Source organism: Mycobacterium hubeiense (genome assembly GCF_002838065.1).
Taxonomy (GTDB): Bacteria; Actinomycetota; Actinomycetes; order Mycobacteriales; family Mycobacteriaceae; genus Mycobacterium; species Mycobacterium hubeiense.
This window is the reverse complement of record NZ_PIZU01000003.1, coordinates 159,781-183,905: the sequence shown is the minus strand read 5'-3', so window position 1 is coordinate 183,905 and position 24,125 is coordinate 159,781. Positions and strand designations below refer to the sequence as shown.

Genomic DNA, 24,125 nt, shown 5'->3' with positions numbered 1-24,125 from the left:
GCGAAATGGTGAAACCGGTTCAGACTGTACGCATCTGGGCCAGCAGTTCCTGCAGCGTGGCCAGGCTGTGGCCGGCCAGCAGACCGTCGAGGTACGGCAGCGCAGCGGCGATCCCGGACTGCACCGGTTCGTATCCCTTCCCACCGGCATGCGGGTTGACCCACAACACCGCGTGGGCGAGGCGGCGCAGCTGGGCCATCTGCTCGGCGAGCAACGCCGGGTCGCCGCGCTCCCAGCCGTCGGAGAAGATCACCACGACGGCACCGCGGGCCAGGCCGCGACGGCCCCAGTGGTCCAGGAATGCGCGCAGCGTCTCACCGAGCCGGGTGCCGCCGGCCCAGTCGGGCACCGTGCGGCCGGCGGCGGCCAGTGCCAACTCGGGATCGCGGCCCCGCAGCGCTCGTGACAGCCGCGTCAGCCGCGTCCCCAGCGAGAACACCTCGGTGCCCAGCGGATTGCTGCGTGCGACGATGTGGGCGAACCGCAGCAGCGCATCGGCGTACGGGCTCATCGATCCGGACACGTCCAGCAGCAACACCACTCGGCGGGGCCGGGTCGCCTTGCGGTGGTGGCGGGGTTGTACCGGTTCGCCACCCGCGGCCAGCATGCTGCGCACGGTGCGGCGCGGGTCGACGGGGCCGCGGCGCGACGGACGCAGTCGCATGGCCGGGCGTGTCGGCGGGTGGGGTCGCAGTGCCGCGACGAGCTCGGCCAGATGCGCACGTTCGGCCGCGGTGAGGTCGGCGATGTCTTTGTGGCGCAGGATCTCGGTGTCGTCGGCCGCGACCCGCAGCAGGGGCGCATCACCGTCGGCCCGGGTGTCGCTGGACGGCTCCAGTGCGGCGATGCGGCCCTGGCGTGGTTGTGTGTGCGGCGTGGTCTGCACCAATGCCGTTGAGCCGAACCAGTTCTCGAACACCTGGTCGTAGTACGGAATGTCGTCGGGCGCGCGGCAAAGGGTGGCGCGGCCGACCCAGTACACCTGCCTCGGATCGGCGAGTTCGACGAGTTGGAGTGCCCGGGTGAAGGTTTCGACGCCATCGGAGGTGACGGGCAGGCCCGCGGCGGCCAACGCGTGCGCGAATCCGGCGACGCCGACCTCAGGCCCGGTGGACATCTCAGCCCGCCAGCAGGCGGTCCAGTCCGCTACGGGTCACCCGGTCGAGATCCTCGCGGTACTTGAGCACCGCGCCGAGCGTGGCCGCGGCCGTCTGCGCGTCGAGCACGTCGCGGTCGAGTTCGGCCAGAGCGCGGGCCCAGTCCAGCGATTCGGCCACGCCCGGCGGCTTGAGCAGTTCCATTTCCCGCAGGGCGCGCACGGCGTGTGCGACCTGGTTAGCCAGCGTCACTCCGATACCCGGGATGCGGCGGCGCAGGATCGCGACCTCGCGTGCCAGATCGGGATGTTCGAGCCAGTGGTAGAGGCAGCGACGTTTGAGCGCGTCGTGCACGTCACGCGTGCGGTTGGACGTCACCACCACCAGTGGGGGTGTGGTGGCGCGCACTTCACCGAGTTCGGGGATGGTGACGGCGTTCTCGTCGAGCACCTGCAGCAGGAACGCCTCGAATTCGTCGTCGGCGCGGTCGATTTCGTCGACAAGCAACACGCACGGTGCTTCGGTGAGGGCCCGCAGCAACGGACGCTCCAACAGGAACCGCCGGGTGTAGAGGGAGCGTTCGGCGGCGTCGGGCTCGAGATGTCCGTCGCTGGCGGCCTCCAACGTCCGCAGATGCAGCAGTTGGCGCGGGAAGTCCCAGTCGTAGAGCGCCTGTGCGGCGTCGATGCCTTCGTGGCACTGCAGCCGGATCAACGGCAGTCCGAACGCCTCGGCCAGCGCCGCCGCCAGCGACGTCTTACCGGTGCCGGGTTCACCCTCGCAGAACAGCGGACGCCCCATCCGCAGAGCCAGGAACGCGGCCGTGGCCACGCCGTCATCGGCGAGGTAACCGGTGGCCTCGAGTGCTTGCGCCAGTTCGGCCGGCGAGCCGACGGTGGGCGTGCTCACGTCCTCGAGCCTAGGCCCAGCTAGTTGAATGTGGTCTGCGCGCAGGCCTCCGGCGAGGTCAGGTTCACGCCGCCGTACACCACCTGGATATGCGAGCATGCGAAAAAGGCTGCGCGGGTGTCCGGTTGCCCCGTGCCCCAGTCGACGGGCATCGACTCGCCGTCGACCGTGAAACGCTCGATCGGCCCGCCACCGAAATAGGTGACCGAGATCTGGACGGCTGCGGGCTCTTTGAGCATCCGCGACAGCACATTGTTGTGATTGGCGCCCTTGGTCTCACGCGGCACACCGGCCGGCGCGCTGTAGGAGGCTTCCTGCCACACGTCGCGGTCGTTGCTGCGCAGTGTGATGGTCTGCCGCGCCCAGGTGTCGCCGGGAAAACCGGTAGGGCCGTTGGGAGTCAGCAAGTTGGCGCTGGTTTTGAAGTAGCACCTGGCGCCCGCGCAGTCGGCGGTGACGTGCATCTCGATCTGGGTGGCCGGATCGACCGCGATCGAGGAATTGGCCGAGTTGGACGCGGCGGTTGCCGGGGCGGGATGCACGAGCGCCGCGGACAGCACTGCCGCAGACGCTGCTAGGAGCCTGTTCATCGCAAGAAAGGTATCCGCTCGCTATTCGTCGTAGGTGACTTCGACCGAATCGGACCGCGGGCGCGCCTGGCAACCAAGGATCAGGCCCTCGTCGAGGTCGGATTGCTCGAGCACGTCGTTGACTTCCATCTCGACCTCGCCGCTCTTTTTGAGCACCGCGCAGGCCCCGCAGTGGCCCTCGCGGCAGGAGAACGGCGCGTCGAGACCCTTGTCGAGCAGCACGTCGAGCAGCTTGGCGTTGCGCGGCCAGCGGATCTCGTGGGTCTTCCCGTCGAGCGTGACCACGGCCGTGGCCGGGCCTTCGTCGCTGTCGTCCTCCTCGATCACCACCGCCGCGAACGGATCGGACTCCAGCGATTTGAACACTTCGATGTGGATGCGCTCCGGGGGCACACCCGAACTTTGAAGCGCCTCTTCGGCGGCGGCCATGAACGGCCCTGGGCCGCAGATGTATCCGTCGTGTCCGGTGTACGGCGCCGCGAGTCCGGCCAGCGCCGCCGCGCTCGGCAGCCCCTGCACCGTCTCCAGCCAGTGCACGACGGTGAGCCGGTCGGGGTATTTGGCGGCCAGCTCGCGCAGCGCCTCGGCGAAGATGATCGAGTTCTCGTCGCGGTTGGCGTAGATCAGCACCACCTTGCCGCTGCCCTCGGCCAGCGCCGACTTGCAGATCGCCATCATCGGGGTGATGCCGCTGCCGGCCGCCAGCAGCAGAAAGTCGGCATCCAGGTTCTTGGGCACGAAGGTGCCCGACGGGGCCAGCACGTGGATCTTCATGCCGACGTGCGCGTGGTCGCACAGCCAGTTGGAGGCATACCCGTCGGCGGTGCGCTTGACGGTGACGGTCATCGGGTCGCCGGTGAACGGTGAGCTGCACAGCGAGTAGCAGCGGGCCACCGATCCGGTGCGGTCGCTGGGCACGCGCAGTGTGAGGAACTGGCCGGGCGAGTACTGGAGTCGTTCGGCGGGGATGTCGGCGTCCTCGGGCACGCTGAACACCAGGGACCGAGCGTCGGCGGTCTCTTCGACGACGTCGGCCACCTGCAGTTCCAGCACGTGGCTGCCGAGCGGCTCGTCGGTCACGAGGTGCCCTTCCTGTCGTTTTACCCGGGTATAACTAGAACAGGTTACAGAAATGCACTTGCCCTGGTCCAGCCGCCGCAGGCATGGGCTGCTCGACTTAAATCGTAACGTGTTCTAATCTTGCGCTAAGCCCACACCCTTGGAGGGAAAGCAGTGACGTCCATTCAACAACGCGACGCGCAGTCTGTCTTAGCCGCCATCGACGACCTTCTGCCGAAGCTGCGGCAGCGGGCCCAGGAGACCGAGGATCTGCGGCGTCTGCCGGACGCCACCGTCAGCGAACTCCAGGAGATCGGGTTCTTCCGGCTGCTGCAGCCCGAGCAGTGGGGCGGCCTGCAGTGCGACCCGACGATCTTCTACGAGGCCGTCCGGCGGCTGGCCAGCGCATGCGGCTCCACCGGCTGGGTGAGCTCGATCGTCGGCGTGCACAACTGGCATCTCGCGCTGTTCGACCAGCAGGCCCAGGAAGAGGTCTGGGGCGAGGACACCAACGTGCGGATCTCCTCGTCGTACGCCCCGATGGGCGCCGGTGAGGTGGTCGACGGCGGCTACCTGGTGAACGGGTCGTGGAACTGGTCCTCCGGCTGCGATCACGCCACGTGGACGTTCGTCGGCGGCCCGGTGATCAAGGACGGCCGGCCGGTGGACTTCGGCAGCTTCCTGATCCCGCGCACCGAGTACGAGATCGACGACGTGTGGCACGTGGTCGGACTGCGTGGCACCGGCAGTAACACGCTGGTGGTCAAGGACGTGTTTGTGCCGCGGCACCGCTTTCTGTCGTACAAGTCGATGAACGACCACACCGCCGGCGGGCTGCAAACCAACACCGCGCCGGTGTACAAGATGCCCTGGGGCACAGTGCATCCGACGACGATTTCGGCGCCGATCGTGGGCATGGCCTACGGCGCGTACCAGGCGCACGTGGAGCACCAGGGCAAGCGGGTGCGCGCCGCGTTCGCCGGCGAGAAGGCCAAGGACGATCCTTTCGCCAAGGTCCGCATCGCCGAGGCGGCCAGCGATATCGACGCCGCGTGGCGTCAGCTGATCGGCAATGTCGCCGAGGAGTATGCGCTGCTGTCCGACGGCAAGGAGATCCCGTTCGACCTGCGCACCCGGGCCCGTCGCGATCAGGTGCGGGCCACCGGCCGCGCCATCGCCTCCATCGACCGGCTGTTCGAGGCGTCGGGCGCCACGGCGCTGGCCAACAGTGCGCCGATCCAACGCTTTTGGCGCGATGCGCACGCCGGACGGGTGCACGCTGCCAACGACCCGGAGCGGGCGTACCTGATCTTCGGCAACAACGAGTTCGGTTTGCCGCCGCAGGACACGATGGTCTAGATGACTGCCGTCGAAGAGATCACCTTCGAATCCACCTCGCGGTATGCGCAGGTCCGCGATGACATGCGGCTGCACTATCACGAGGCCGGCGATCCCAGCGCGCAGACCATCGTGCTGTTGCACGGCGGCGGACCCGGAGCGTCGAGCTGGTCGAATTTCGGCCGCAATATCACGGTCCTGGCGCAGCACTTTCACGTGCTGGCCGTCGACCAGCCCGGGTACGGACACTCCTCCAAGCACACCGAGCACGAGCAGTACAACCGCTACAGCGCCAAGGCGTTGCTCGGACTGTTCGACCATCTCGGCTTGCAGGGTCGCATTCCGCTGCTGGGCAATTCGCTGGGCGGCGGCACCGCGGTGCGTTTCGCGCTGGATTACCCCGACCGCGCGGGCAAGCTCGTGCTGATGGGACCGGGTGGGCTTTCGGTGAATCTCTTCGCGCCGGATCCAACCGAGGGCGTAAAGCTGCTGGGCAAGTTCACCGCCGAGCCGACGCGCGAGAACATGGAGAAGTTCCTGCGCATCATGGTCTACGACCAGAAGCTGGTGACTCCGGAGTTGGTCGAGGAGCGGTTCGCGATCGCCAGCCAGCCCGAATCGCTGGCCGCGGCCCGTGCCATGGGAAAGTCGTTCGCCGGCCCAGACTTTGAGCTCGGGATGATGTGGCGCGAGGTGTACAAGCTGCGTCAGCCGGTGCTGCTGATCTGGGGTCGCGAAGACCGGGTCAACCCGCTCGACGGGGCACTGGTTGCGGTGAAGCAGATTCCGCGGGTACAACTCCACGTCTTCGGGCAGTGTGGACATTGGGCTCAAGTGGAGAAGTTCGACGAGTTCAACAAGCTCACGATCAATTTCCTAGGAGGCGGGTCATGAGCATCCGGTCACTGGGCTACCTGCGCATCGAGGCCACCGACGTCGGCGCCTGGCGCGAATACGGGTTGAAGGTCCTCGGCATGGTCGAGGGCAAGGGCACCACTGAGGGTGCGCTGTATCTGCGGATGGACGACTTCCCGGCCCGGCTTGTGATCGTCCCCGGCGAGCATGACCGGCTTCAAGTGTCGGGCTGGGAGACCGCGAACGCCGAAGAGCTGCAGGACATTCGCAAGCGCCTCGAGGCGGAGGGCACCCCGTACAAGGAGGCCACCGCCACAGAGTTGGCCGACCGCCGGGTCGACGAGATGATCATCTTCGACGACCCCTCGGGCAACACCCTCGAGGTGTTCCATGGTGCGGCGCTGGAGCATCGCCGGGTGGTGAGCCCGTACGGGCACAAGTTCGTCACCGAGGAGCAGGGCCTGGGGCACGTTGTGCTGACCACCCGTGATGACGCTGAATCGCTGCACTTCTACCGCGACGTACTGGGATTCAAGCTGCGCGATTCCATGCGGCTGCCTCCGCAGCTTGTCGGCCGGCCCGCCGACGGCCCGCCGGCGTGGCTGCGCTTCTTCGGCGTCAACCCGCGCCATCACAGCCTGGCGTTCATGCCCGGCGAAACCCCCAGCGGCATCGTGCATCTCATGATCGAGGTGGAGAACAGCGACGACGTGGGGCTGTGCCTGGACCGGGCGCTGCGCCGCAAGGTGCCGATGTCGGCCACGCTGGGCCGGCACGTCAACGACAAGATGCTGTCGTTCTACATGAAGACCCCCGGCGGATTCGACATCGAATTCGGTTGTGAGGGACTGCAGGTCGACGACCACGACTGGATCGCCAGGGAATCGACCGCGGTCAGCCTGTGGGGTCACGACTTTTCCATCGGGTTCCAGAACAAGTGACGACCGCAGAAATCGATCCGCGCACATTCCGAAATGTGCTCGGGCAGTTCTGCACCGGGATCACGGTGATCACCACCGTGCACGAGGGCGCACCCGTCGGGTTCGCCTGCCAGTCGTTTGCGGCGCTGTCGCTCGAGCCGCCGCTGGTGCTGTTCTGCCCCACCAAGGTGTCGCGGTCCTGGCAGGCCATCGAGGCCAGTGGCAAGTTCTGCGTGAACGTGCTGCACGAGAAGCAGAAGGATGTCTCGGCGCGCTTCGGCTCGAAGGAGCCCGACAAGTTCGCCGGAATTGACTGGAGCCCTTCGAAGCTCGGATCGCCGGTGATTGACGGGTCGCTGGCCCACATCGACTGCACGGTGCATTCGGTGCATGACGGTGGCGACCATTTTGTGGTGTTCGGCGCGGTGCACTCGCTGTCGGAGGTGCCGAAGCGAAAGCCGCGGCCGCTGCTGTTCTATCGCGGTGAGTACACCGGCATCGAGCCGGACAAGAACAGTCCCGCGCAGTGGCGCGACGATCTGGAGGCGTTCCTCACCGCCACCACGCCCGACACCTGGCTGTAGCTCCGCCGCTCGACTGTGCGGTTTCGTACGCGAAGCGCCGCGGGATGCGTATGAGATCGCACTCTCGTGACGACATTGCTCACCCCTCGACTTGTTCGCCGATGAACTCGATGATGGCCGCGGCGACCTCGCGGTGCAGGGTGTCGTTGAGAATGTCGTGGCGACCGCGAGGGAATTCCTTGAGCTGCAACGCATCTATCTGCTCGGCGTAGGCGCGCACCGCACTGATCGGCGCGATGGGATCCGCACCGCCGTGTACCGCGAGTGTTGGCACAGTCAGCTTCGGAAGTTCGGAACCGAACCGGTCCCACGCCTTGTCGAGCTCACGCGCCAACGGGGCGCCGTCAGCATCCACGAATGCCAACGGATCATTCTCCAGCATGTCGAGGTAAAACGGATCCTTTGACAGCCAGCCCGGTTCAAGTTCGAAAGATGTGTCGGCGTCGAGCATTTCGGGTGTCGGAACTACAGGTGCGCCCGATATGACGCCGGCCCGATACCGGTCGGACCGTTCGAGAAGCCGGAAGAGGGTGACCACGGCGCCGAACGAATGGCCTTGCGCGATCAACGGCACACCGGCGTGCTCGCGCTCGACAAGGTCGGTCAACTGATCGGCCAACGCCGAGCTGTCGTCGATAGAACCGAAGTCGCCGCGCGGACCCGGACTGAGGCCGTGGCCGAACTGGTCGACGGCCCACAGGTCGATACCGGCCGCGTTGAGCGCGAAGCCGTAGCGGTGGTAGACGCCGGTGTGCTCGCCAAAACCGTGCAGGAAGACGACGGCGGCACGCGGTTCGGCGGTGGCCCAGTGCCGGTAGTACGCCTTGCCCCGCGGGTGATCGATGAATGGCATGCCACGACGCTATGCGACTTGTGGCGTCAGTCGAACGGAAGCCGCCAGCGCAGACCGGGAAATCTGGCAAACGACCGGTCCGTGGTGATCCATGTCGCGCCGTTTTCCATAGCGAGTGCGGCGTGGAACGCGTCTGGCACCGTGTTGGCCTTCGCTCCGACTTCGGCACAAAGGGACTCGAAGATGGCCCAGTGTCGTGGCCCGGGGCGCAACGGGACAGCGGCGGGCGCCGACCGAAGCGCGCTGCATGCCTCAAGCGCCTGCGCCGTCGTACTCGGTTGGCGAAACACCCGATGGTTCGTGATGAGCCGAATAGCCGCCGACAGCACGAGTTCGCTCATCCCGACGGGTTCGTCGCCACGCAGCACTGCCTCGACCCAATCGCGATAGCGCTCGTGCTCAGGGCTGTCCTCGCGAATGGCGTAGACACAGACGTTGACATCAAGGACCAGCATTGTCGCCCAGCAACTCGGCCAGAGCTTCTTTGTCCTCTAGATCGACGCCGGGCTGTAGACCGCCGCTGCCATGCGTTGGCAGGCGAAACTCGCCACGACCGCGCTCCTCTGCGTCGCGCCGCAGCATTGCGCGCAAGGCGTCCTCCATCACCGACCCGAGCGACCTCGATGTCCGGGCGGCGACGACCTTGGCCTCAGCCAACAGGCTGTCGTCGATGTTGACCGTCGTGCGCATGGAAGCATCATATCATCAGCAACACGCATCATGATGCTAGCTGTCGGTGCGCCTTGGTATGTTCGCTTGTATGTTCGAATCAATTGTCGCACCGTCGGCGTGCTCATCACCTGGCAGCAAAAGAACAATGCGGACCGTCGGTCGGAGTGGTGGCGACGCGCCGCCTGGGCGGTAGAACGAAGCCTCGGTGATGACGATGTGGAAGCCGAGCTGGGATGGAAGCTTCGGGGCGCTCGTGGAGTCTAGGCTCGTAACAAAGGGTGACTTCGGTGTCCTGCAGGTGATCGCCGGGTACGTGGCACTTAATGACATGAGTGACGACCAAGGAGGGCATCGTGGTGGAGGAAGCCAAGAAGACGAAACCACGTAGCCTCCGAGTGCGCATTGCTGCCGCGCAGTTCGCGGTCAAGGCGAGCAAGGTAACCGGCATCCCTGTCGATCCCAGGGTGAAGGAACTTGCGGAGCTCGAAGTGACGGCTACCGGGATCGTCGATCCTCGGCACCACTGACAGACTTAACGCACCCCGAGCAGCACGTCGCGCTGGTCGAGCATGCGGGCCTGGATGGCGTCGACGACGGCGGCCACCTCGGGCCGGCGCAGAGTCTCGGCCCGCGCGACCAGCCAGTACGTCAACCGCACCGCCACGCTGTCGGCCAGCACGCGCACCAGATCCGCGTGCCGGTCGGCCATGAAGCACGGCAGCAACCCGAGGCCGGCGGCGGCGCGCGTCGCTTCGACGTGCACGAAAACGTTGGTGGAGGACACCGATTCGCGCATCGCAGGCGCGAAACTCGTCGCCAGATCGAGGTCGTCAACCTGCAGCATGGAATCGATGAAATACACCAACGGAAAACGGGCCAGGTCGTCGACGGAGGCCGGCGTGCCGTGCTCGGATAGGTAGTCGCGGGCGCCGTAGAGCCCTAGGCAATAGTCGCCGAGACGGATCGCCTTCGCGCGGTGGACTTTTGGCTCACCGACTACTACCTCGATGTCAAGACCGGAGCGCTGCTGGGAGGCGCGACGGGTGGCGGCAACGATCTCCACGGCGACGTTCGGATGATGCCGCTGCACCTGGGCGGCGGCGGGTGCCGCGATGTACGCGCTGAATCCGTCGGTCGCCGAGATCCTCACCACGCCTTCGAGTGCGCGTTCGCCTGCCGGGTCGACGGTCAATGACCGCACTGCCGATTCGACCGCCTCGGCCGCCGCCAACGCCTCACGCCCGAGGTCGGTGAGCTCCCAGCCGCCGGCCCCTCGGGCCAGCACCCGGCCGCCGATCGACTCCTCCAGCGCGGCGATGCGACGCGAAATCGTCGTGTGGTTGATCCCGAGCTCCTCCGCCGCCGTCACGTACCGACCCGAACGTCCGACCGCCAGCAAAACCAGCAGGTCGTCCGCACTCGGCCGCTTGCCGGGTAACAGGCTCATGTCTGCATTTTCGCAGACGCCAAGTGCACGTTTGGCCATTGCGGGTACTCGCGCGTGCATGAATACTCACAACCACCTGTGGGCGCTGCCACAATCACGCGGCCCATATGGCCGCCGTCATGTTAGGAGTAGCCGATGACCACGAGCAGCGAGCCTCAGCCCGCGGCGAGTGAGCCCGGCGCCATCCCGACCGGGCTCAAACGGGTTGTCGTCGCGTCGATGGCCGGCACCGTCGTCGAGTGGTACGAGTTCTTCCTCTACGGCACCGCCGCCACGCTGGTCTTCAGCAAGGTCTTCTTCGCGGAGAGCACCAGCGAACTCGACGCCATCCTGGCGGCATTCCTCACCTACGCGGTGGGCTTCGCCGCGCGCCCGCTCGGCGGTGTGGTGTTCGGCCACTTCGGGGACAAGTACGGCCGCAAGAAGCTGCTGCAATTCAGCCTGCTGCTCGTCGGCGCCGTGACCTTCCTCATGGGCTGCCTTCCGACGTTCAACCAGATCGGCTATTGGGCACCGGCGCTGCTCGTGGTGTTGCGGTTCCTGCAAGGTTTCGCCGTCGGCGGCGAGTGGGGCGGCGCGGTTCTCCTTGTCGCCGAACACAGTCCGAACCGCAGTCGCGCCTTCTGGTCGAGCTGGCCGCAGGCCGCCGTCCCCGTCGGCAACATGCTCGCCACGGTCGTGTTGTTGGCATTGACCGCGACGTTGTCGGAGTCGGCGTTTCTGTCGTGGGGCTGGCGAGTCGCGTTCTGGCTGTCGGCCGTGGTGGTGTTGATCGGCTACTACATCCGCACCAAGGTCAGCGACGCGCCGATCTTCCTCGCGGTGCAAGAAGAGGTCGAACGGGTCAAAGCCGTGTCCTACGGCGTCGTCGAGGTGCTGAAGCGTTATCCCCGCGGCGTTTTCACCGCGATGGGTCTGCGCTTCGCCGAGAACATTATGTACTACCTGGTGGTCACCTTCTCCATCACGTACCTCAAGGTCCACGTCGGCGCCGACACCAGCGACATCCTCTGGTACCTGATGGCCGCACACGCTGTGCACTTCCTGGTCATCCCACAAGTGGGCCGCCTCGCCGACCGCGTCGGGCGTCGGCCCGTGTACATCGTCGGTGCGATCGCGGCGGGCACCTGGGGCTTCTTTGCCTTCCCGATGATGGACACCGCCAACTACGCGTTGGTGATGGGCGCGGTGATCATCGGCTTGGTGATCCACGCGATCATGTACGCTCCGCAGCCGGCGATCATGGCCGAGATGTTCCCGACGCGCATGCGCTATTCCGGTGTGTCCCTTGGCTATCAGGTCACCTCGATCGTCGCTGGATCGCTGGCGCCGATCACCGCGGTGCGCCTACTCGATGTGTTCGATTCGTCGGTGCCGATCGCGCTGTACCTTGCCGGCGCCGCGGTCGTCACGCTCATCGCGGCGCTGGTCATGCGGGAGACCAAGGGCATCGACCTGGCCACGGTCGACCAGGCCGACCGCGAGGATCTCGCGAGGGCCGGCGTGGCATGACGGAGCTGAGCGGACGCACCGCCCTGGTCACGGGTGGAGCGAGTGGAATCGGCGCGGCCTGCGCCCGTGAGCTCGCAGCCCGTGGTGCCACGGTCACCGTCGCCGACGTCGACGAGGTGGCAGCCAAGACGGTGGCCGACGACATCGGCGGAAAGGCTTGGGCGGTCGACCTTCTCGATGTCTCTGCGCTGGAAGATCTGACACTCGAGGCCGACATCCTGGTCAACAACGCGGGCGTGCAGAGCATCAACGCAATCGAAACATTTCCGCCGGAGAAGTTTCGCGCGATGATGGCGCTGATGGTCGAGGCGCCGTTCCTGCTGATCCGCGCGGCGCTGCCGCACATGTACGCCCACGCGTTCGGCCGGGTCATCAACATCTCGTCGGTACATGGTCTGCGCGCATCGGAGTTCAAGGTGGCCTACGTGACGGCCAAACACGCGTTGGAGGGTCTGTCCAAGGTGACCGCACTGGAGGGCGGGCCGCACGGGGTGACCAGCAACTGCGTGAATCCCGGCTATGTGCGCACACCGCTGGTCACCAAGCAGATCGCCGACCAGGCGCGCACGCACAACATTCCCGAGGACGAAGTGGTGGGGGAAATCCTGTTGAAGGAGAGCGCAATCAAACGGCTGGTGGAACCGGAAGAGGTTGCCGCACTGGTAAGTTGGTTGGCATCGCCGAGTGCCGGGATGGTGACGGGCGCCTCGTACACCATGGACGGGGGATGGAGCGCCCGATGACCGAACCTCAATGGGTGCCGACGGAGCAGGACATCGCCCAGGCCCGGGTCACCGATTTCGCGCGCTTCGTGCAGTCGCGCACCGGCCTCGCGATGCCGGATTACCAGACGCTGTGGCAGTGGTCGGTGGACGATCTGGCCGGCTTCTGGGGTGCGCTGTGGGACTACTTCGAACTCGGTGAGCAACCCGCAGAAGTCCTGGCGAGCGCCGACATGCCGGGGGCACGATGGTTCCCCGGCGCGCGGCTGAACTACGTCGAGCAGGTGGTGCGCAATGCGCGCTCGGATCGGCCGGCGATTCTCTACGTCGCCGAGGACGGGCCGATCACCGAGGTGTCGTGGGCCGAGTTACTTGGCCGGACTGCAGCTTTCGCCCACAGGCTGCGCTCGCTGGGGGTAGGTGCGGGCGACCGGGTGGTCGGCTACCTGCCGAATATTCCTCAGGCAGTCATCGCGTTTCTGGCCACGGCCAGCATAGGGGCGATCTGGAGCGCCTGCGGCCAGGACTACTCCGCGAAAGCCGCGCTGGATCGGCTCGGACAGCTGGAGCCGACGGTGCTGGTCACCGCCGACGGATATCGATTCGGCGGCAAGAAACACGATAAGCGCGACGAAATCCAGGCGCTGCAAGCCGGTTTACCGACGCTGCGAGCCACGATCATGGCCTCGGAGCTCGGTGCGATCGAGGACCGCGAGCTCGATATCGAGCCGGCCGGCTTCGACCATCCACTGTGGATTCTCTACTCCTCGGGCACCACGGGCCTGCCCAAGGGCATCATGCACGGGCACGGCGGTGTCCTGCTGGAGCACCTGAAAGCGATTGCACTGCAGTCCGATATCGGGCAAGACGACACCTTCTTCTGGTACACCAGCCCGAGCTGGATGATGTGGAACTTCCAGGTCGCCGGGTTGTTGGTGGGAGCGACGATCGTCTGTTACGACGGCAGTCCGACATATCCCAAGCCGGATGCGTTGTGGGACATCGCCGCTCGCACCCAAGCCACTATCCTTGGTACCAGTCCCGGCTATGTGCTGGCCTGCGCCAAGGCAGGGGTGGTGCCGTGCAAAGAGCACGAGTTGTCGGCGCTACGCACGGTCGGCATCACCGGGTCGTCATTGCCGCCGTCGTCGTCGCTCTGGCTCCGCGACAACGTCGGCGAACGCGTCCAGGTCGCCTCGATCAGCGGTGGCACCGACGTGGTGTCGGCATTCATCGGCGGTGTACGCACCGTACCGGTGTGGCCGGGCGAGCTGTCCGCGCCGTATCTGGGCGTGGCGCTCGATGCGTGGGACGAGTCCGGGAAACCGGTCCGCGGTGAGGTCGGTGAGCTCGTCATCACCAAACCCATGCCGTCCATGCCGGTGGGATTTTGGCACGATGCCGATGGATCTCGGTACCGCGCAGCCTATTTCGAGATGTTTCCCGGGGTGTGGAGACACGGCGACTGGATCACCATCACCGATCACGGCAGCATCGTGGTGCATGGCAGATCTGATTCCACGCTGAACCGCCACGGCATTCGGATGGGCAGCGCCGACATCTACCAGGCCGTCGAACGCCTGCCGGAGATCGCCGAGGCGCTGGTGATCGGTGCCGAGCAACCCGACGGCGGGTACTGGATGCCGTTGTTCGTCGTGCTCGCCGAAGGCGCGGAACTGACCGACGACCTGCGCGCGCGGATCAACGACACCATCCGCACGGAAGTTTCACCGCGCCATGTGCCCGATGAGATCATCGTCGCCCCAGGTGTTCCGCACACCCGCACCGGCAAAAAGCTCGAGGTGCCGATCAAAAAGCTGTTCCAGGGCGCGGACGCGGCTCGGGTGGTGGAACGCAGCGCCGTCGACAACCCGGACCTGCTGGACTGGTACGCCGAGATCAAGCGTTAGCCGAGCCAGGACCCCATGCGGCGCAGTGCCTCTTCGATGTCGGACGTCGGCCCCGCGAAGGACAGTCGTACAAACGAATTGCCGTGTGCGGTGTCGAAGTCGATGCCAGGCGCAATCGCGACACCGGTGTCTGCCAACAACTTCGAGCAAAATGACAGCGAGTCGGCGGTCAGGTGCGACACGTTGGCGTAGACGTAGAATGCCCCATCGGTCGGCGCCAGCCGGTCGATGCCCAATGCGCGCAGGCCATCGAGAAGGAGCCGACGATTGTCCGCGTAGTGCTCCAGCAGGCCGTCGGCCTCGGCGATCGAATCCGGGGTGAACGCCGCCACCGCAGCATATTGCGGCAGTACGGGCGGACAAATCGTGAAGTTGCCCGTCAAACAGTCCACCGCGCGAAGCAGTTCGCGTGGTACCAGCAGCCAGCCCAGCCGCCAGCCCGTCATCGCGAAGTACTTCGAAAAACTGTTGACCACCATGGCATCTCGCGATGTCTCCCAGGCGCAACTGGTCGCGGGCGCGCCCTCATAGACCAAGCCGTGGTACACCTCGTCGCTGATCAGCCGAACCCCGGCCTCGGCGCACCACGACGCGATCGCGGCCAGCTCTTCCGGCGGGATCACCGTGCCGGTCGGGTTCGCCGGGCTCGCGACGATCACGCCCTGGACCGGCGGATCCAGTTCGGCGAGCATCTGTGCGGTGGGTTGGAAACGAGTTTCGGGGCCGCAGTCGAGTTCGACGACGTCGCAGCCGAGGGCGGAGAGGATGTTGCGATAGCAGGGGTATCCGGGACGGGCGATGGCGACCCGATCGCCGACGTCGAAGCAGGCCAAAAACGCCAGCAGGAAACCGCCGGACGAGCCGGTGGTGATGACGACGTCGTCGGGATCCACATCGAGGCCGTGACGGGTCGCGTACGTCTGCGCGATGGCGATGCGCAGCTCGGGGATACCGAGCGCCACGCTGTAGCCGAGCGGGCCGCTATCGAGGGCTTGCTTGGCGGCTTCGCGCACCGCCTTGGGCGCTCCCGCGCTGGGCTGGCCCGCCGACAGGTTCACCAAATCGCCATGTGTGCGTTGGCGCTCGGCGGCCGCCAGCCAGACATCCATCACATAGAACGGCGGGATGCCTGCCCGTAACGAGACGCTCATCTGAGTCAGGCTAACAACCGGCGGGTGCGGCAGAGGTCGAGTGTGCGGACACCGCGGCGAGTGTGCGGCCACCGCGCCAAATCGGCCGCGATCCCGCAGTGAGTGCACAGTCGGCGCGGTGATTGCACAGTGGACGCAGCCGCGAGCAACTAGAACACTTCGGATTCGAGTCGACGCAGATGCTCCCGCGGCGGGCCCAGCAGCTGCGCCGTGGAGTGCGCCCGCTTGAAGTACAACTGGATGTCGCTCTCCCACGTGATCGCGATGCCGCCGTGCATCTGGACGGCCTCGGCGGCCACCGCGGAGAACGCTTCGCTGGCCGAGACGCGGGCCAGCGCCGCCGACGTCGACGACGGCGACGCGACCGCATCGTCGACCACTGCGCGTGCCGACTGCACCTTCACATACAGATCGGCCATCCGGTGCTTTAGCGCCTGGAAGCTGCCGATCGGCCGGCCGAACTGCACTCGATCCTTGGTGTAGGCGACGGTCAGATCCAGGCAGCGCGTCGCCGACCCGATCTGCTCGGCCGCCAACAGGATTGCGGCCGTATCAGCCAGACCCGGGTCGGCGCCCAACGGAGCGGTGCCCTTCGGTTCGACCCGCGCCAGCCGTCGAGTCATGTCCATCGTCGGCTTGGGCTGCGCGCTGAACGTCGTCCACCGCGTCAGCCGTGAGCCGTCGGCGGCGATGACGACGTCGGCAATGTCACCGTTGACGACGAACTCCGGATCGAACACCACCGCGCCGATCGATTCGCCCGAGGCCAGCCGTTCCAGCGCGTCGGCGTCGGGGTCGTCGGCGGCCAGCAACGCCAGCTCGGCGAGCGTGGTGCCCAGCAGCGGCGTCGGCACCAACGCTTTCCCGAGTTCCTCGAGCACCACCGCGGCGTCGGCCAACTCACCGCCGGCGCCGCCCATCTCCTCGGGCACTACCAGCGCGGCCGCACCGACCTGCTCGCACAACAACTTCCACAGCGTCTCGTCGTAACCGCGTTCAGACTCCATCGCCTCCCGCACGGCGCTCGGGGCGGCATGCTTGTCGACGAGTGCCGCGACGGTGTCGCGCAGCAGTTCGCGTTCTTCACTCACAATGCCTCCAAGACTCGTCGCCGATGCACGGTCGGGTCGCCCCACGCCGAACGCAGCGCCTGCACCCGCAGCAGCCACAGCGACAGGTCGTGCTCCTGCGTAAAGCCAATCGCGCCATGGGTTTGCAGGGCCGACCGCGCCGCAAGCAGGGCCGCCTCCGACGCCGCGACCTTCGCCGCGCTCACATCCCGTGCGGCCTCCGCAGCCGCCTCTCCTTTATGGCTGGCCAGCGACAGCGCCGCGCCGTAGACCAGCGGCCGGGCCAACTCGACCGCGATGTGCACATCTGCGAGCTTGTGCTTGATGGCCTGATAGGAACCGATCGGACGACCGAATTGCGAACGCTGCTTGGCGTATTCGACCGACTGGTCGAGCATGGCCTGGCCGGCGCCCACCAATTGCGCTGCGGTGGCCAGCACACCGAACTCGTAGGCGCGCGCCACGTCTGCGGATTTCGCGGCACCGGTTGCGCTGACGTCGAACAGTTTGCGGCTGGGGTCGACGGATTCGTGTCGCTCGCCCGCAGTGCCGTCGGACACCTGACCGTCGGCAGCCACCAACACCAGCCCGGCAACATCGGCATCCACCGCCCGCGGCACCTGCGGCGGCAGCGCTACCGTGGCGATCAGCTCACCCGACGCCAGAGCGGCCGACCGTTCGTCGTCGGCGAGCAACACCGGTGCGACGGCGATGGATTCCGCGACCGGCCCCGGCACACACCAGCGGCCCAATCGCTCCGCGGCGACAACCAGGTCGGCCGGGTGCGCGTCGATGCCGTCGAAGCGCTCCGACACCATCAGTGCGGTGACGCCCAAGTCGGCCAGTTGCGCCCAGACCTTGCGGCCGGCGGAGGTATCGCCTGCCGCCCACGCCCGCACCGCGCCCGGCACATCGGCGGCGCCCAACGCCGCGTCGATGCTCGCCGCGAAATCGCGCTGCTGTTCGTCCAGATCGAATCTCATGCCTTTGCCTCCCGGGGCAGACCCAGCAGCCGCTCGGCGATGATGTTGCGCTGAATCTCGTTGGTACCGGCGTAGATCGGGCCGCCCAGCGCGAACAGCAGGCCATCCAGCCACGAGTCGGCGAGCTCGCCGTCGGCACCGCGCAGGTCCAGTGCGGTCTGATGCAGCGCGACGTCGAGTTCGGACCAGAACACCTTTGTCACCGACGACTCGGCGCCCAGTTCGCCGCCTTCGCTCAGCCGCGTCACCGTGCCGAACGTGTGCAACCGGTAGGCCTGCGCCTTGATCCACGCATCGGCCACCCGGTCCAGAAACGCCTCATCTGGATTCGACTTCCACTGCGCCACCAGCCGTTCCGCGGGCGCCAGGAATCGCGCCGGGCTGCGCAGCGACATGCCACGCTCATTGCTCGAGGTGCTCATCGCGGCGCGCCAGCCGTCGTTGACGGCGCCGATCACGTCGTTGTCGGGCACGAACACGTCGTCGAGGAAGATCTCGCCGAAGCCGGTGTCGCCGCCGAGCTGCGCGATGGGCCGCACCGTGACACCGTCGGCTTTGAGGTCGAACATGAAATAGGTCAGGCCGCGGTGCCGCTCGGCGGACGGGTCGGAGCGAAACAGCCCAAATGCCCGCTCGCCGAACGGTGCTCGTGAGCTCCAGATCTTCTGCCCGTTGAGTAGCCAACCGCCGTCGGTGCGGGTGGCCGTGGACCGCAGCGACGCCAGGTCACTGCCCGACTCCGGCTCGGACCACGCCTGCGCCCAGATCTCTTCACCGGACGCCATTTTCGGCAGCACGCGGTCCAGCTGCTCGTCGGTGCCGTGGGCGAACAGCGTCGGCGCCAGCATCGAGGTCCCGTTGGCGCTGGCACGTCCGGGCGCTCCGGCGCGGAAGTACTCCTCCTCGAACACGATCCACTGCAGCAGGGTGGCGTCGCGGCCCCCGTACTTCTTGGGCCACGCGATTACCGACAGGCCGGCGTCATAAAGCACTTTGTCCCAGCGCCGATGCTGCTCGAAGCCCTCCAACGTGTCGTACGACTTCGTCGGGAACGAGTCTTTGTTCGCCGCCAGGAATTCGCGTACCTCGGCTTGGAACTCGAGGGTGGCATCGTCGTAATGCAGGTCCATCAGGCCCTCTCACGCAGTAGCGGTTTGACCACTTTGCCGCCCGGATTCCGGGGCAGCACATCGAGGAACTCCACCGAGCGGGGCGTCTTGAAGTTCGCCAAATGCTCACGGGTGTAGGCGATCACCGTTTCCTCGTCGAGCTTATGACCGGGCTTCACCACGACGAACGCCTTGCCGACCTCGCCGAGCCGTTCGTCGGGCACCCCGATCACCGCGGCTTCGGCGACGCCGTCCAGTCGGGCCAGCACCTGCTCGATTTCCGCGGGGTATACGTTGAACCCGCCGCAGATGTACATGTCTTTGAGCCGATCGGTGATCTTGAGGTTGCCGCGCTCATCGATGGTGCCGACGTCACCGGTGTGCAGCCAGCCGTCGGCGTCGATCGCCGCGGCCGTCGCCTCGGGGTCGTCGAGGTAGCCGAGCATGACGTTGGGTCCGCGCAACAGCACCTCGCCCGCCTCTCCGATCCGCAGTTCGAATCCGGCGATCGGACGCCCGCACGTGGTGGCGACGGTGACCGCGTCGTCGTCCGCGCGACACATGGTGCCGAAACCGCTTGCCTCCGTGAGGCCGTAGGCGGTGAGCACGATGTCGATGTCCAATTCGGTCTGCATGCGTTCGATCAGCACCACCGGGATGACCGCAGCCCCGGTGACCGCGAACCGCATCGAGGTCAGGTCGTACTCAGCGCGGCGAGGGTGGTCGAGCAGCGACTGGTAGATCGTCGGCGGACCCGGCAGCACCGTGATGCGGTGCTCCTGCACGGCGGCCATCGCCTTCTCCGGGTCGAACGTCAACTGCGGGATCAGCGTCGCGCCCGTCTGCAGGCAGGCCAGGATGCCGGCCTTGTAGCCGAAGTTGTGGAAGAACGGATTGATGCACAGGTAGCGGTCCTCGCTCGTGAGCTGACCGCACTCGGCCCACGCGGCGGGCGCGTCGAGTGACTGGCGGTGCGCGCACAGCACGCCCTTGCTACGTCCCGTGGTGCCAGACGTGAACAGGATGTCGGACACGTCGTCGGGTTGGACGGCCGCGGCCCGGGCGTCGACCGCGTCCAGGTCGCGTCCCCGCGCCATGAAGTCGTCCCAGGTGCCGTCGTTGGCATCGATCGGCACCCGCACGATGTGCCGCAGTGCGGGCAACGCGGACCGATCCAACTCGGCGGTCTTGTCGGCGCCCAGAAACTCACCCGCCGCCACCAGTACCGGCGCGGCCGTGCGGGCCAGGATGTCGGTGGCCTCGCTGGCGGTGTAGCGGGTGTTCAGCGGCACCAGCACGCCGCCGGCGTAGTGCGTGGCCAGGCACGCCACCACCCAGTGCCAGGTGTTCGGCGACCAGATCGCCACCCGATCGCCGGCCTGCACTCCCAGGTCGATCAGCGCGGCCGCGGCGCGGCGGACCTCGTCGCGAAGCTCGCGGTAGGTGAACCGTCGCCCCTGGCTGACCAGCGCGTCGTGGTCCGAGAACTGGTCCGCGACTCGGTCCAGCACCGCGGGAATGGTGCGCAGATCGGCCGTCATCGATGCTCCTCTGGATTGGTTCGCCCGGCTTCTCCTCACGCCGTTCTGCAACCTTTACGGCGTTCATCGTCGACCGGGCACCAAAGCAAGTGCTTGGTAGGTTAGCCTACAAGGGTGATAGGGGTCCAGGAGTTCCGGGCCGAGGTCCGTGAGTGGCTCGCCGACAACCTCGTCGGCGAATACGCCGCGCTCAAGGGCCTGGGCGGACCGGGGCGCGAGCACGAGGCGTTCGAGGAACGGCGGGCATGGAATCAGCATCTCGCCGCGGCGGGTTTGACCTGTCTGGGCTGGCCCGAGGAACACGGCGGCCGGGGCCTGTCGGTGGCACACCGGGTGGCATTCTACGAGGAATATGCGATCGCCAACGCGCCGGCCAAGGTCAACCACTTTGGTGAGGAACTACTCGGGCCGACGTTGATCGCCTACGGGACGCCCGAGCAGCAGCAGCGGTTCCTGCCGAAGATCCTCGACGTGACCGAGTTGTGGTGTCAGGGCTACTCCGAGCCGGGCGCGGGCAGCGATCTGGCGAACGTGTCGACGACGGCCGAACTCGTCGGCGACCAGTGGGTCATCAACGGGCAGAAGGTGTGGACATCGCTGGCGCACTGGGCGCAGTGGTGTTTCGTGGTGGCCCGGACCGAGAAGGGCTCCAAACGTCACGCCGGACTGTCGTACCTGCTGGTGCCGCTGGACCAGCCCGGTGTCGAGATTCGCCCGATCGTCCAGCTGACCGGCGACTCCGAGTTCAATGAGGTGTTCTTCGACGACGCCCGCACCGACGCGTCGCTGGTGGTCGGTGAGCCCGGCGACGGCTGGCGAGTGGCGATGGGAACCTTGACGTTTGAGCGTGGGGTCTCAACGCTCGGGCAGCAGATCGAGTACGCCCGTGAGCTCAACGGTGTCGCAGAGTTGGCGAAGCGCACTGGCGCCGCTGATGATCCGCTGATCCGTGAGCGTTTGACCCGGTCGTGGGTCGGTTTGCAGACCATGCGGTCGTATGCCATGGCGACGATGGACGTGGAGCAACCGGGCCAAGATAATGTTTCGAAGCTGTTGTGGGCCAACTGGCATCGCGAGCTCGGGGAGATCGCGATGGACGTGCTTGGGCGAGAAGGCCTGACGCTGACCGACGGCGACTTCGACGAATGGCAGCGGCTCTACTTGTTCTCCCGGGCCGACACCATCTACGGCGGATCCAATGAGATCCAGCGCAACATCATCGCCGAGCGGGTGCTCGGCCTACCGCGAGAGGTCAAGGGCTAATGAACCTAGCTGAGGCCCCGAAAGAGATTGAGGGACACGGCCTCCTGAACGGCAAGGTCGTCGTGGTCACGGCCGCCGCGGGCACCGGCATCGGCTCGGCGACCGCGCGGCGGGCGCTGGCCGAGGGTGCCGACGTCGTCATCTCCGACCATCACGAACGGCGGCTCGGCCAGACGCGGGACCAGTTAACCGAATTGGGTTTGGGGCGGGTGGAAAGCGTGGTGTGCGACGTGACGTCGACCGCCCAGGTGGACGCGCTGATCGCATCGACCACCGCGCGGATGGGCCGGCTCGACGTCCTGGTCAACAACGCCGGACTGGGCGGTCAAACCCCGGTGGTGGACATGACCGACGAGGAGTGGGACCGCGTCCTGAACGTCACGCTGACGTCGGTGATGCGGTCCACCCGCGCAGCGTTGCGGTACTTCCGCGACGCCGACCACGGCGGCGTGATCGTCAACAACGCCAGCGTGCTGGGGTGGCGGGCGCAGCACTCGCAATCGCATTACGCGGCCGCGAAAGCCGGTGTGATGGCGTTGACCCGATGCAGCGCAATAGAAGCCGTCGAATACGGTGTGCGGATCAATGCGGTCTCACCGAGCATCGCGCGGCACAAGTTCTTGGAGAAGACCAGCTCGGCTGACCTGCTGGACCGGCTTTCCTCCGATGAGGCATTCGGGCGCGCCGCCGAGCCGTGGGAGGTGGCCGCCACCATCGCGTTCCTGGCCAGCGATTACTCCAGTTACTTGACTGGAGAAGTGATTTCGGTTTCGAGTCAGCACCCATGACCACTCCAGCCAGCAGACGCGACGAGCTTCTCGAGCTCGCCGCAACGATGTTCGCCGAGCGCGGGTTGCGCGCGACCACGGTGCGTGACATCGCCGACTCGGCGGGCATCCTCTCCGGCAGCCTGTATCACCACTTCTCGTCCAAGGAGGAGATGGTCGACGAGGTGCTGCGTGGCTTTCTCGATTGGTTGTTCGGCCGCTACCAGGAAATCGTGGCCACCGAACCGAATCCGTTGGAGCGCTTCAAGGGTTTGTTCATGGCGTCGTTCGAAGCCATCGAACACCGGCATGCGCAGGTCGTCATCTACCAGGATGAGGCGAAACGGCTGTCGTCGCAGCCACGGTTCTCCTATGTGGATGAGCGCAACAAAGAGCAGCGCAAGATGTGGCTGGACGTGATCAACCAGGGTATCGAGGAGGGCTATTTCCGGCCCGACCTCAACGTCGACCTGGTTTACCGGTTCATCCGCGACACCACCTGGGTTTCGGTCCGCTGGTATCAGCCCGGTGGGCCACTGACGGCCGAGCAGGTCGGTCGGCAATACCTCGCCATCGTTCTCGGCGGAATCACCGCCGGTGAGACAAAGGAGTCAACCAATGCCTGAGGCATACATCATCGACGCGGTGCGCACCCCCGTCGGCAAGAAGAACGGGTCGCTGGCGGCCATTCACCCAATTGACCTGGGCGTGCACGCTTTTCGCGGCATCTTCGACCGAGTGGACGTCGATCCGGCTGCTGTGGACGACGTCATCGTCGGCTGCGTCGACGCGATCGGCGGGCAGGCCGGCAACATCGGCCGCAATGCGTGGCTGGCCGCCGGCTACCCCGAGGAGGTGCCCGGCGTCACCGTGGACCGCCAGTGCGGCTCGAGCCAGCAGGCGATTTCGTTTGGCGCGCAAGCGATCATGTCCGGGACCGCCGACGTGATCCTGGCCGGCGGCATGCAGAACATGAGCCAGATCCCGATCGCCTCGGCCATGGTGGTGGGCAAGGAGTTCGGCTTCACCTCGCCGACGGGCGAATCGGAGAACTGGCGGCATCGCTATGGCGACGAGGAGATCTCGCAGTTCCGCGGTGCGGAGCTGATCGCCGAGAAGTGGAACATCTCGCGTGAGGAGATGGAGCAGTTCGCCCTCACCAGCCACCAGCGGGCGTTCGCCGCGATCCGCGGTGGGCATTTCGACAACGAGATCATCGGCGTCGGCGACTTCCGCATCGACGAGGGTCCCCGCGAGACCACGCTGGAGAAAATGGCGGCCTTGCAGCCGCTGGCCCCCGGCGGTCGGCTGACAGCCGCTGTGGCGAGCCAGATTTCAGACGGTGCGAGCGCGGTGCTGCTGGCTTCGGAGCAGGCCGTCAAGGATCACAAGCTGACTCCGCGTGCGCGCATCCACCACATCAGCGCCCGCGGCGCCGATCCGGTGTTCATGCTGTCCGGGCCGATACCCGCGACGCGCTACGCACTGGAGAAGACGGGCCTGTCGATCGACGACATCGACACCGTCGAGATCAATGAGGCGTTCGCACCCGTGGTGATCGCCTGGATCAAGGAGATCAAGGCCGACCCGGAGAAGGTCAACCCGAACGGCGGCGCGATCGCGTTGGGCCATCCGCTGGGTGCGACGGGCGCCAAGCTGTTCGCCACGATGCTCAACGAATTGGAGCGCACCGGCGGGCGCTACGGCCTGCAGACGATGTGCGAGGGCGGCGGCACCGCCAACGTCACGATCATCGAACGGCTGTAGGGCGCT

Annotated in this window: 25 protein-coding genes; 12 read left to right on the top strand and 13 right to left on the bottom strand. The window is 66.4% G+C overall.

The window, feature by feature from the left end:
- Nucleotides 1-19 precede the first annotated feature (19 nt).
- From CWS39_RS04200 to CWS39_RS04185, 4 genes are read right to left on the bottom strand one after another with little or no spacing between them, the layout of a single operon-like run.
- Nucleotides 20-1,117 (bottom strand): vWA domain-containing protein, encoded by a 1,098-nt coding sequence (locus CWS39_RS04200; RefSeq protein ID WP_102141647.1) that lies wholly within the window; start codon nt 1,115-1,117, stop codon nt 20-22.
- Between the two features lies 1 nt (nt 1,118).
- Nucleotides 1,119-2,006, bottom strand: coding sequence for an AAA family ATPase (locus tag CWS39_RS04195; RefSeq protein WP_102141646.1), 888 nt, complete (start codon nt 2,004-2,006; stop codon nt 1,119-1,121).
- 20 nt (nt 2,007-2,026) lie between these two features.
- The gene (locus CWS39_RS04190; RefSeq protein WP_102141645.1) at nt 2,027-2,596 is read right to left on the bottom strand and encodes a hypothetical protein; all 570 of its coding nucleotides are present in this window, start codon (nt 2,594-2,596) and stop codon (nt 2,027-2,029) included.
- Nucleotides 2,597-2,617: 21 nt separating this feature from the next.
- The gene (locus CWS39_RS04185; RefSeq protein WP_102141644.1) at nt 2,618-3,676 is read right to left on the bottom strand and encodes a ferredoxin--NADP reductase; all 1,059 of its coding nucleotides are present in this window, start codon (nt 3,674-3,676) and stop codon (nt 2,618-2,620) included.
- A gap of 153 nt (nt 3,677-3,829) precedes the next feature.
- On the opposite strand from CWS39_RS04185, the gene hsaA reads away from it, so the two are divergent.
- Genes hsaA through hsaB form a run of 4 tightly spaced genes read left to right on the top strand, consistent with a single transcriptional unit; the run spans nt 3,830 to nt 7,352 of the window.
- Entirely contained in the window at nt 3,830-5,014 is a 1,185-nt protein-coding gene (gene hsaA / locus CWS39_RS04180; protein ID WP_102141643.1) for a 3-hydroxy-9,10-secoandrosta-1,3,5(10)-triene-9,17-dione monooxygenase oxygenase subunit, read from the top strand.
- Complete coding sequence (gene hsaD, locus CWS39_RS04175) at nt 5,015-5,887, top strand: 4,5:9,10-diseco-3-hydroxy-5,9,17-trioxoandrosta-1(10),2-diene-4-oate hydrolase (protein ID WP_102141642.1); 873 nt, start codon at nt 5,015-5,017, stop codon at nt 5,885-5,887.
- A complete protein-coding gene (gene hsaC / locus CWS39_RS04170) occupies nt 5,884-6,789 on the top strand; it encodes an iron-dependent extradiol dioxygenase HsaC (RefSeq protein WP_102141641.1) in 906 nt (301 codons plus the stop codon). Before hsaD ends, hsaC begins: the two co-directional genes overlap by 4 nt.
- Nucleotides 6,786-7,352 carry a 3-hydroxy-9,10-secoandrosta-1,3,5(10)-triene-9,17-dione monooxygenase reductase subunit gene (hsaB, locus tag CWS39_RS04165; RefSeq protein ID WP_102141640.1) on the top strand — a complete coding sequence of 189 codons (567 nt, stop codon included), beginning with the start codon at nt 6,786-6,788 and terminating at the stop codon, nt 7,350-7,352. Before hsaC ends, hsaB begins: the two co-directional genes overlap by 4 nt.
- Before the next feature lie 79 nt (nt 7,353-7,431).
- On the opposite strand, the gene CWS39_RS04160 is transcribed toward hsaB, so the two are convergent.
- The 3 genes from CWS39_RS04160 to CWS39_RS04150 are packed head-to-tail and all read right to left on the bottom strand — an operon-like array spanning nt 7,432 to nt 8,895.
- A complete protein-coding gene (locus CWS39_RS04160) occupies nt 7,432-8,205 on the bottom strand; it encodes an alpha/beta fold hydrolase (protein ID WP_102141639.1) in 774 nt (257 codons plus the stop codon).
- 26 nt (nt 8,206-8,231) lie between these two features.
- Nucleotides 8,232-8,660, bottom strand: coding sequence for a type II toxin-antitoxin system VapC family toxin (locus tag CWS39_RS04155; RefSeq protein WP_102141638.1), 429 nt, complete (start codon nt 8,658-8,660; stop codon nt 8,232-8,234).
- Entirely contained in the window at nt 8,647-8,895 is a 249-nt protein-coding gene (locus tag CWS39_RS04150; RefSeq protein WP_102141637.1) for a type II toxin-antitoxin system VapB family antitoxin, read from the bottom strand. Before CWS39_RS04150 ends, CWS39_RS04155 begins: the two co-directional genes overlap by 14 nt.
- Before the next feature lie 314 nt (nt 8,896-9,209).
- On the opposite strand from CWS39_RS04150, the gene CWS39_RS04140 reads away from it, so the two are divergent.
- Complete coding sequence (locus CWS39_RS04140) at nt 9,210-9,404, top strand: hypothetical protein (protein WP_102141636.1); 195 nt, start codon at nt 9,210-9,212, stop codon at nt 9,402-9,404.
- A gap of 5 nt (nt 9,405-9,409) precedes the next feature.
- On the opposite strand, the gene CWS39_RS04135 is transcribed toward CWS39_RS04140, so the two are convergent.
- Nucleotides 9,410-10,363, bottom strand: coding sequence for a LysR family transcriptional regulator (locus tag CWS39_RS04135; protein ID WP_102141635.1), 954 nt, complete (start codon nt 10,361-10,363; stop codon nt 9,410-9,412).
- Nucleotides 10,364-10,459: 96 nt separating this feature from the next.
- Between CWS39_RS04135 and CWS39_RS04130 the strand changes: the two genes are divergently transcribed.
- From CWS39_RS04130 to CWS39_RS04120, 3 genes are read left to right on the top strand one after another with little or no spacing between them, the layout of a single operon-like run.
- Nucleotides 10,460-11,836 (top strand): MFS transporter, encoded by a 1,377-nt coding sequence (locus CWS39_RS04130; RefSeq protein ID WP_102141634.1) that lies wholly within the window; start codon nt 10,460-10,462, stop codon nt 11,834-11,836.
- Nucleotides 11,833-12,579, top strand: a complete 747-nt coding sequence (locus CWS39_RS04125) for a 3-hydroxybutyrate dehydrogenase (protein ID WP_102141633.1) — start codon at nt 11,833-11,835, stop codon at nt 12,577-12,579. Before CWS39_RS04130 ends, CWS39_RS04125 begins: the two co-directional genes overlap by 4 nt.
- Complete coding sequence (locus CWS39_RS04120; RefSeq protein WP_102141739.1) at nt 12,576-14,468, top strand: acetoacetate--CoA ligase; 1,893 nt, start codon at nt 12,576-12,578, stop codon at nt 14,466-14,468. The genes CWS39_RS04125 and CWS39_RS04120 overlap by 4 nt, the downstream gene beginning before the upstream one ends.
- On the opposite strand, the gene CWS39_RS04115 is transcribed toward CWS39_RS04120, so the two are convergent.
- The 5 genes from CWS39_RS04115 to fadD3 all read right to left on the bottom strand — a co-directional run bounded on the left by CWS39_RS04115 (nt 14,465) and on the right by fadD3 (nt 20,322).
- The gene (locus tag CWS39_RS04115; protein ID WP_102141632.1) at nt 14,465-15,619 is read right to left on the bottom strand and encodes a pyridoxal phosphate-dependent aminotransferase; all 1,155 of its coding nucleotides are present in this window, start codon (nt 15,617-15,619) and stop codon (nt 14,465-14,467) included. The two genes, CWS39_RS04120 and CWS39_RS04115, sit on opposite strands and share 4 nt — an antisense overlap.
- A gap of 149 nt (nt 15,620-15,768) precedes the next feature.
- The gene (gene ipdE2 / locus CWS39_RS04110) at nt 15,769-16,710 is read right to left on the bottom strand and encodes an acyl-CoA dehydrogenase IpdE2 (RefSeq protein WP_102141631.1); all 942 of its coding nucleotides are present in this window, start codon (nt 16,708-16,710) and stop codon (nt 15,769-15,771) included.
- A complete protein-coding gene (locus CWS39_RS04105; protein ID WP_102141630.1) occupies nt 16,707-17,672 on the bottom strand; it encodes an acyl-CoA dehydrogenase family protein in 966 nt (321 codons plus the stop codon). Before CWS39_RS04105 ends, ipdE2 begins: the two co-directional genes overlap by 4 nt.
- Nucleotides 17,669-18,802, bottom strand: coding sequence for an acyl-CoA dehydrogenase family protein (locus CWS39_RS04100; protein WP_102141629.1), 1,134 nt, complete (start codon nt 18,800-18,802; stop codon nt 17,669-17,671). Before CWS39_RS04100 ends, CWS39_RS04105 begins: the two co-directional genes overlap by 4 nt.
- Entirely contained in the window at nt 18,802-20,322 is a 1,521-nt protein-coding gene (gene fadD3, locus CWS39_RS04095; protein ID WP_102141628.1) for a 3-((3aS,4S,7aS)-7a-methyl-1,5-dioxo-octahydro-1H-inden-4-yl)propanoate--CoA ligase FadD3, read from the bottom strand. Before fadD3 ends, CWS39_RS04100 begins: the two co-directional genes overlap by 1 nt.
- A gap of 114 nt (nt 20,323-20,436) precedes the next feature.
- Here fadD3 and ipdE1 point away from each other — a divergent pair, with 114 nt between their 5' ends.
- The 4 genes from ipdE1 to fadA6 are packed head-to-tail and all read left to right on the top strand — an operon-like array spanning nt 20,437 to nt 24,119.
- On the top strand, nt 20,437-21,585 hold the full coding sequence (gene ipdE1 / locus CWS39_RS04090) for an acyl-CoA dehydrogenase IpdE1 (RefSeq protein WP_102141627.1): 1,149 nt from the start codon (nt 20,437-20,439) through the stop codon (nt 21,583-21,585).
- Entirely contained in the window at nt 21,585-22,373 is a 789-nt protein-coding gene (ipdF, locus tag CWS39_RS04085) for a (5R,7aS)-5-hydroxy-7a-methyl-1-oxo-2,3,5,6,7,7a-hexahydro-1H-indene-carboxyl-CoA reductase (protein ID WP_102141626.1), read from the top strand. The genes ipdE1 and ipdF overlap by 1 nt, the downstream gene beginning before the upstream one ends.
- Nucleotides 22,370-22,978, top strand: coding sequence for a TetR family transcriptional regulator KstR2 (gene kstR2, locus CWS39_RS04080; protein ID WP_102141625.1), 609 nt, complete (start codon nt 22,370-22,372; stop codon nt 22,976-22,978). Before ipdF ends, kstR2 begins: the two co-directional genes overlap by 4 nt.
- Nucleotides 22,971-24,119: a steroid 3-ketoacyl-CoA thiolase FadA6 gene (fadA6, locus tag CWS39_RS04075; protein WP_102141624.1), complete on the top strand. Its 1,149-nt coding sequence runs from the start codon at nt 22,971-22,973 to the stop codon at nt 24,117-24,119. Before kstR2 ends, fadA6 begins: the two co-directional genes overlap by 8 nt.
- Nucleotides 24,120-24,125 lie beyond the last annotated feature (6 nt).

Bases quoted from the DNA above. Each gene is read 5' to 3' on its own strand.
- CWS39_RS04200 (WP_102141647.1), bottom strand. From the start codon at position 1,117: ATGTCCACCGGGCCTGAGGTCGGCGTCGCCGGATTCGCGCACGCGTTG.
- CWS39_RS04190 (WP_102141645.1), bottom strand. From the start codon at position 2,596: ATGAACAGGCTCCTAGCAGCGTCTGCGGCAGTGCTGTCCGCGGCGCTC.
- hsaD (WP_102141642.1), top strand. From the start codon at position 5,015: ATGACTGCCGTCGAAGAGATCACCTTCGAATCCACCTCGCGGTATGCG.
- hsaC (WP_102141641.1), top strand. From the start codon at position 5,884: ATGAGCATCCGGTCACTGGGCTACCTGCGCATCGAGGCCACCGACGTC.
- CWS39_RS04160 (WP_102141639.1), bottom strand. From the start codon at position 8,205: ATGCCATTCATCGATCACCCGCGGGGCAAGGCGTACTACCGGCACTGG.
- CWS39_RS04155 (WP_102141638.1), bottom strand. From the start codon at position 8,660: ATGCTGGTCCTTGATGTCAACGTCTGTGTCTACGCCATTCGCGAGGAC.
- CWS39_RS04150 (WP_102141637.1), bottom strand. From the start codon at position 8,895: ATGCGCACGACGGTCAACATCGACGACAGCCTGTTGGCTGAGGCCAAG.
- CWS39_RS04135 (WP_102141635.1), bottom strand. From the start codon at position 10,363: ATGGCCAAACGTGCACTTGGCGTCTGCGAAAATGCAGACATGAGCCTG.
- CWS39_RS04130 (WP_102141634.1), top strand. From the start codon at position 10,460: ATGACCACGAGCAGCGAGCCTCAGCCCGCGGCGAGTGAGCCCGGCGCC.
- CWS39_RS04125 (WP_102141633.1), top strand. From the start codon at position 11,833: ATGACGGAGCTGAGCGGACGCACCGCCCTGGTCACGGGTGGAGCGAGT.
- CWS39_RS04120 (WP_102141739.1), top strand. From the start codon at position 12,576: ATGACCGAACCTCAATGGGTGCCGACGGAGCAGGACATCGCCCAGGCC.
- CWS39_RS04115 (WP_102141632.1), bottom strand. From the start codon at position 15,619: ATGAGCGTCTCGTTACGGGCAGGCATCCCGCCGTTCTATGTGATGGAT.
- CWS39_RS04105 (WP_102141630.1), bottom strand. From the start codon at position 17,672: ATGAGATTCGATCTGGACGAACAGCAGCGCGATTTCGCGGCGAGCATC.
- CWS39_RS04100 (WP_102141629.1), bottom strand. From the start codon at position 18,802: ATGGACCTGCATTACGACGATGCCACCCTCGAGTTCCAAGCCGAGGTA.
- fadD3 (WP_102141628.1), bottom strand. From the start codon at position 20,322: ATGACGGCCGATCTGCGCACCATTCCCGCGGTGCTGGACCGAGTCGCG.
- ipdF (WP_102141626.1), top strand. From the start codon at position 21,585: ATGAACCTAGCTGAGGCCCCGAAAGAGATTGAGGGACACGGCCTCCTG.
- kstR2 (WP_102141625.1), top strand. From the start codon at position 22,370: ATGACCACTCCAGCCAGCAGACGCGACGAGCTTCTCGAGCTCGCCGCA.
- fadA6 (WP_102141624.1), top strand. From the start codon at position 22,971: ATGCCTGAGGCATACATCATCGACGCGGTGCGCACCCCCGTCGGCAAG.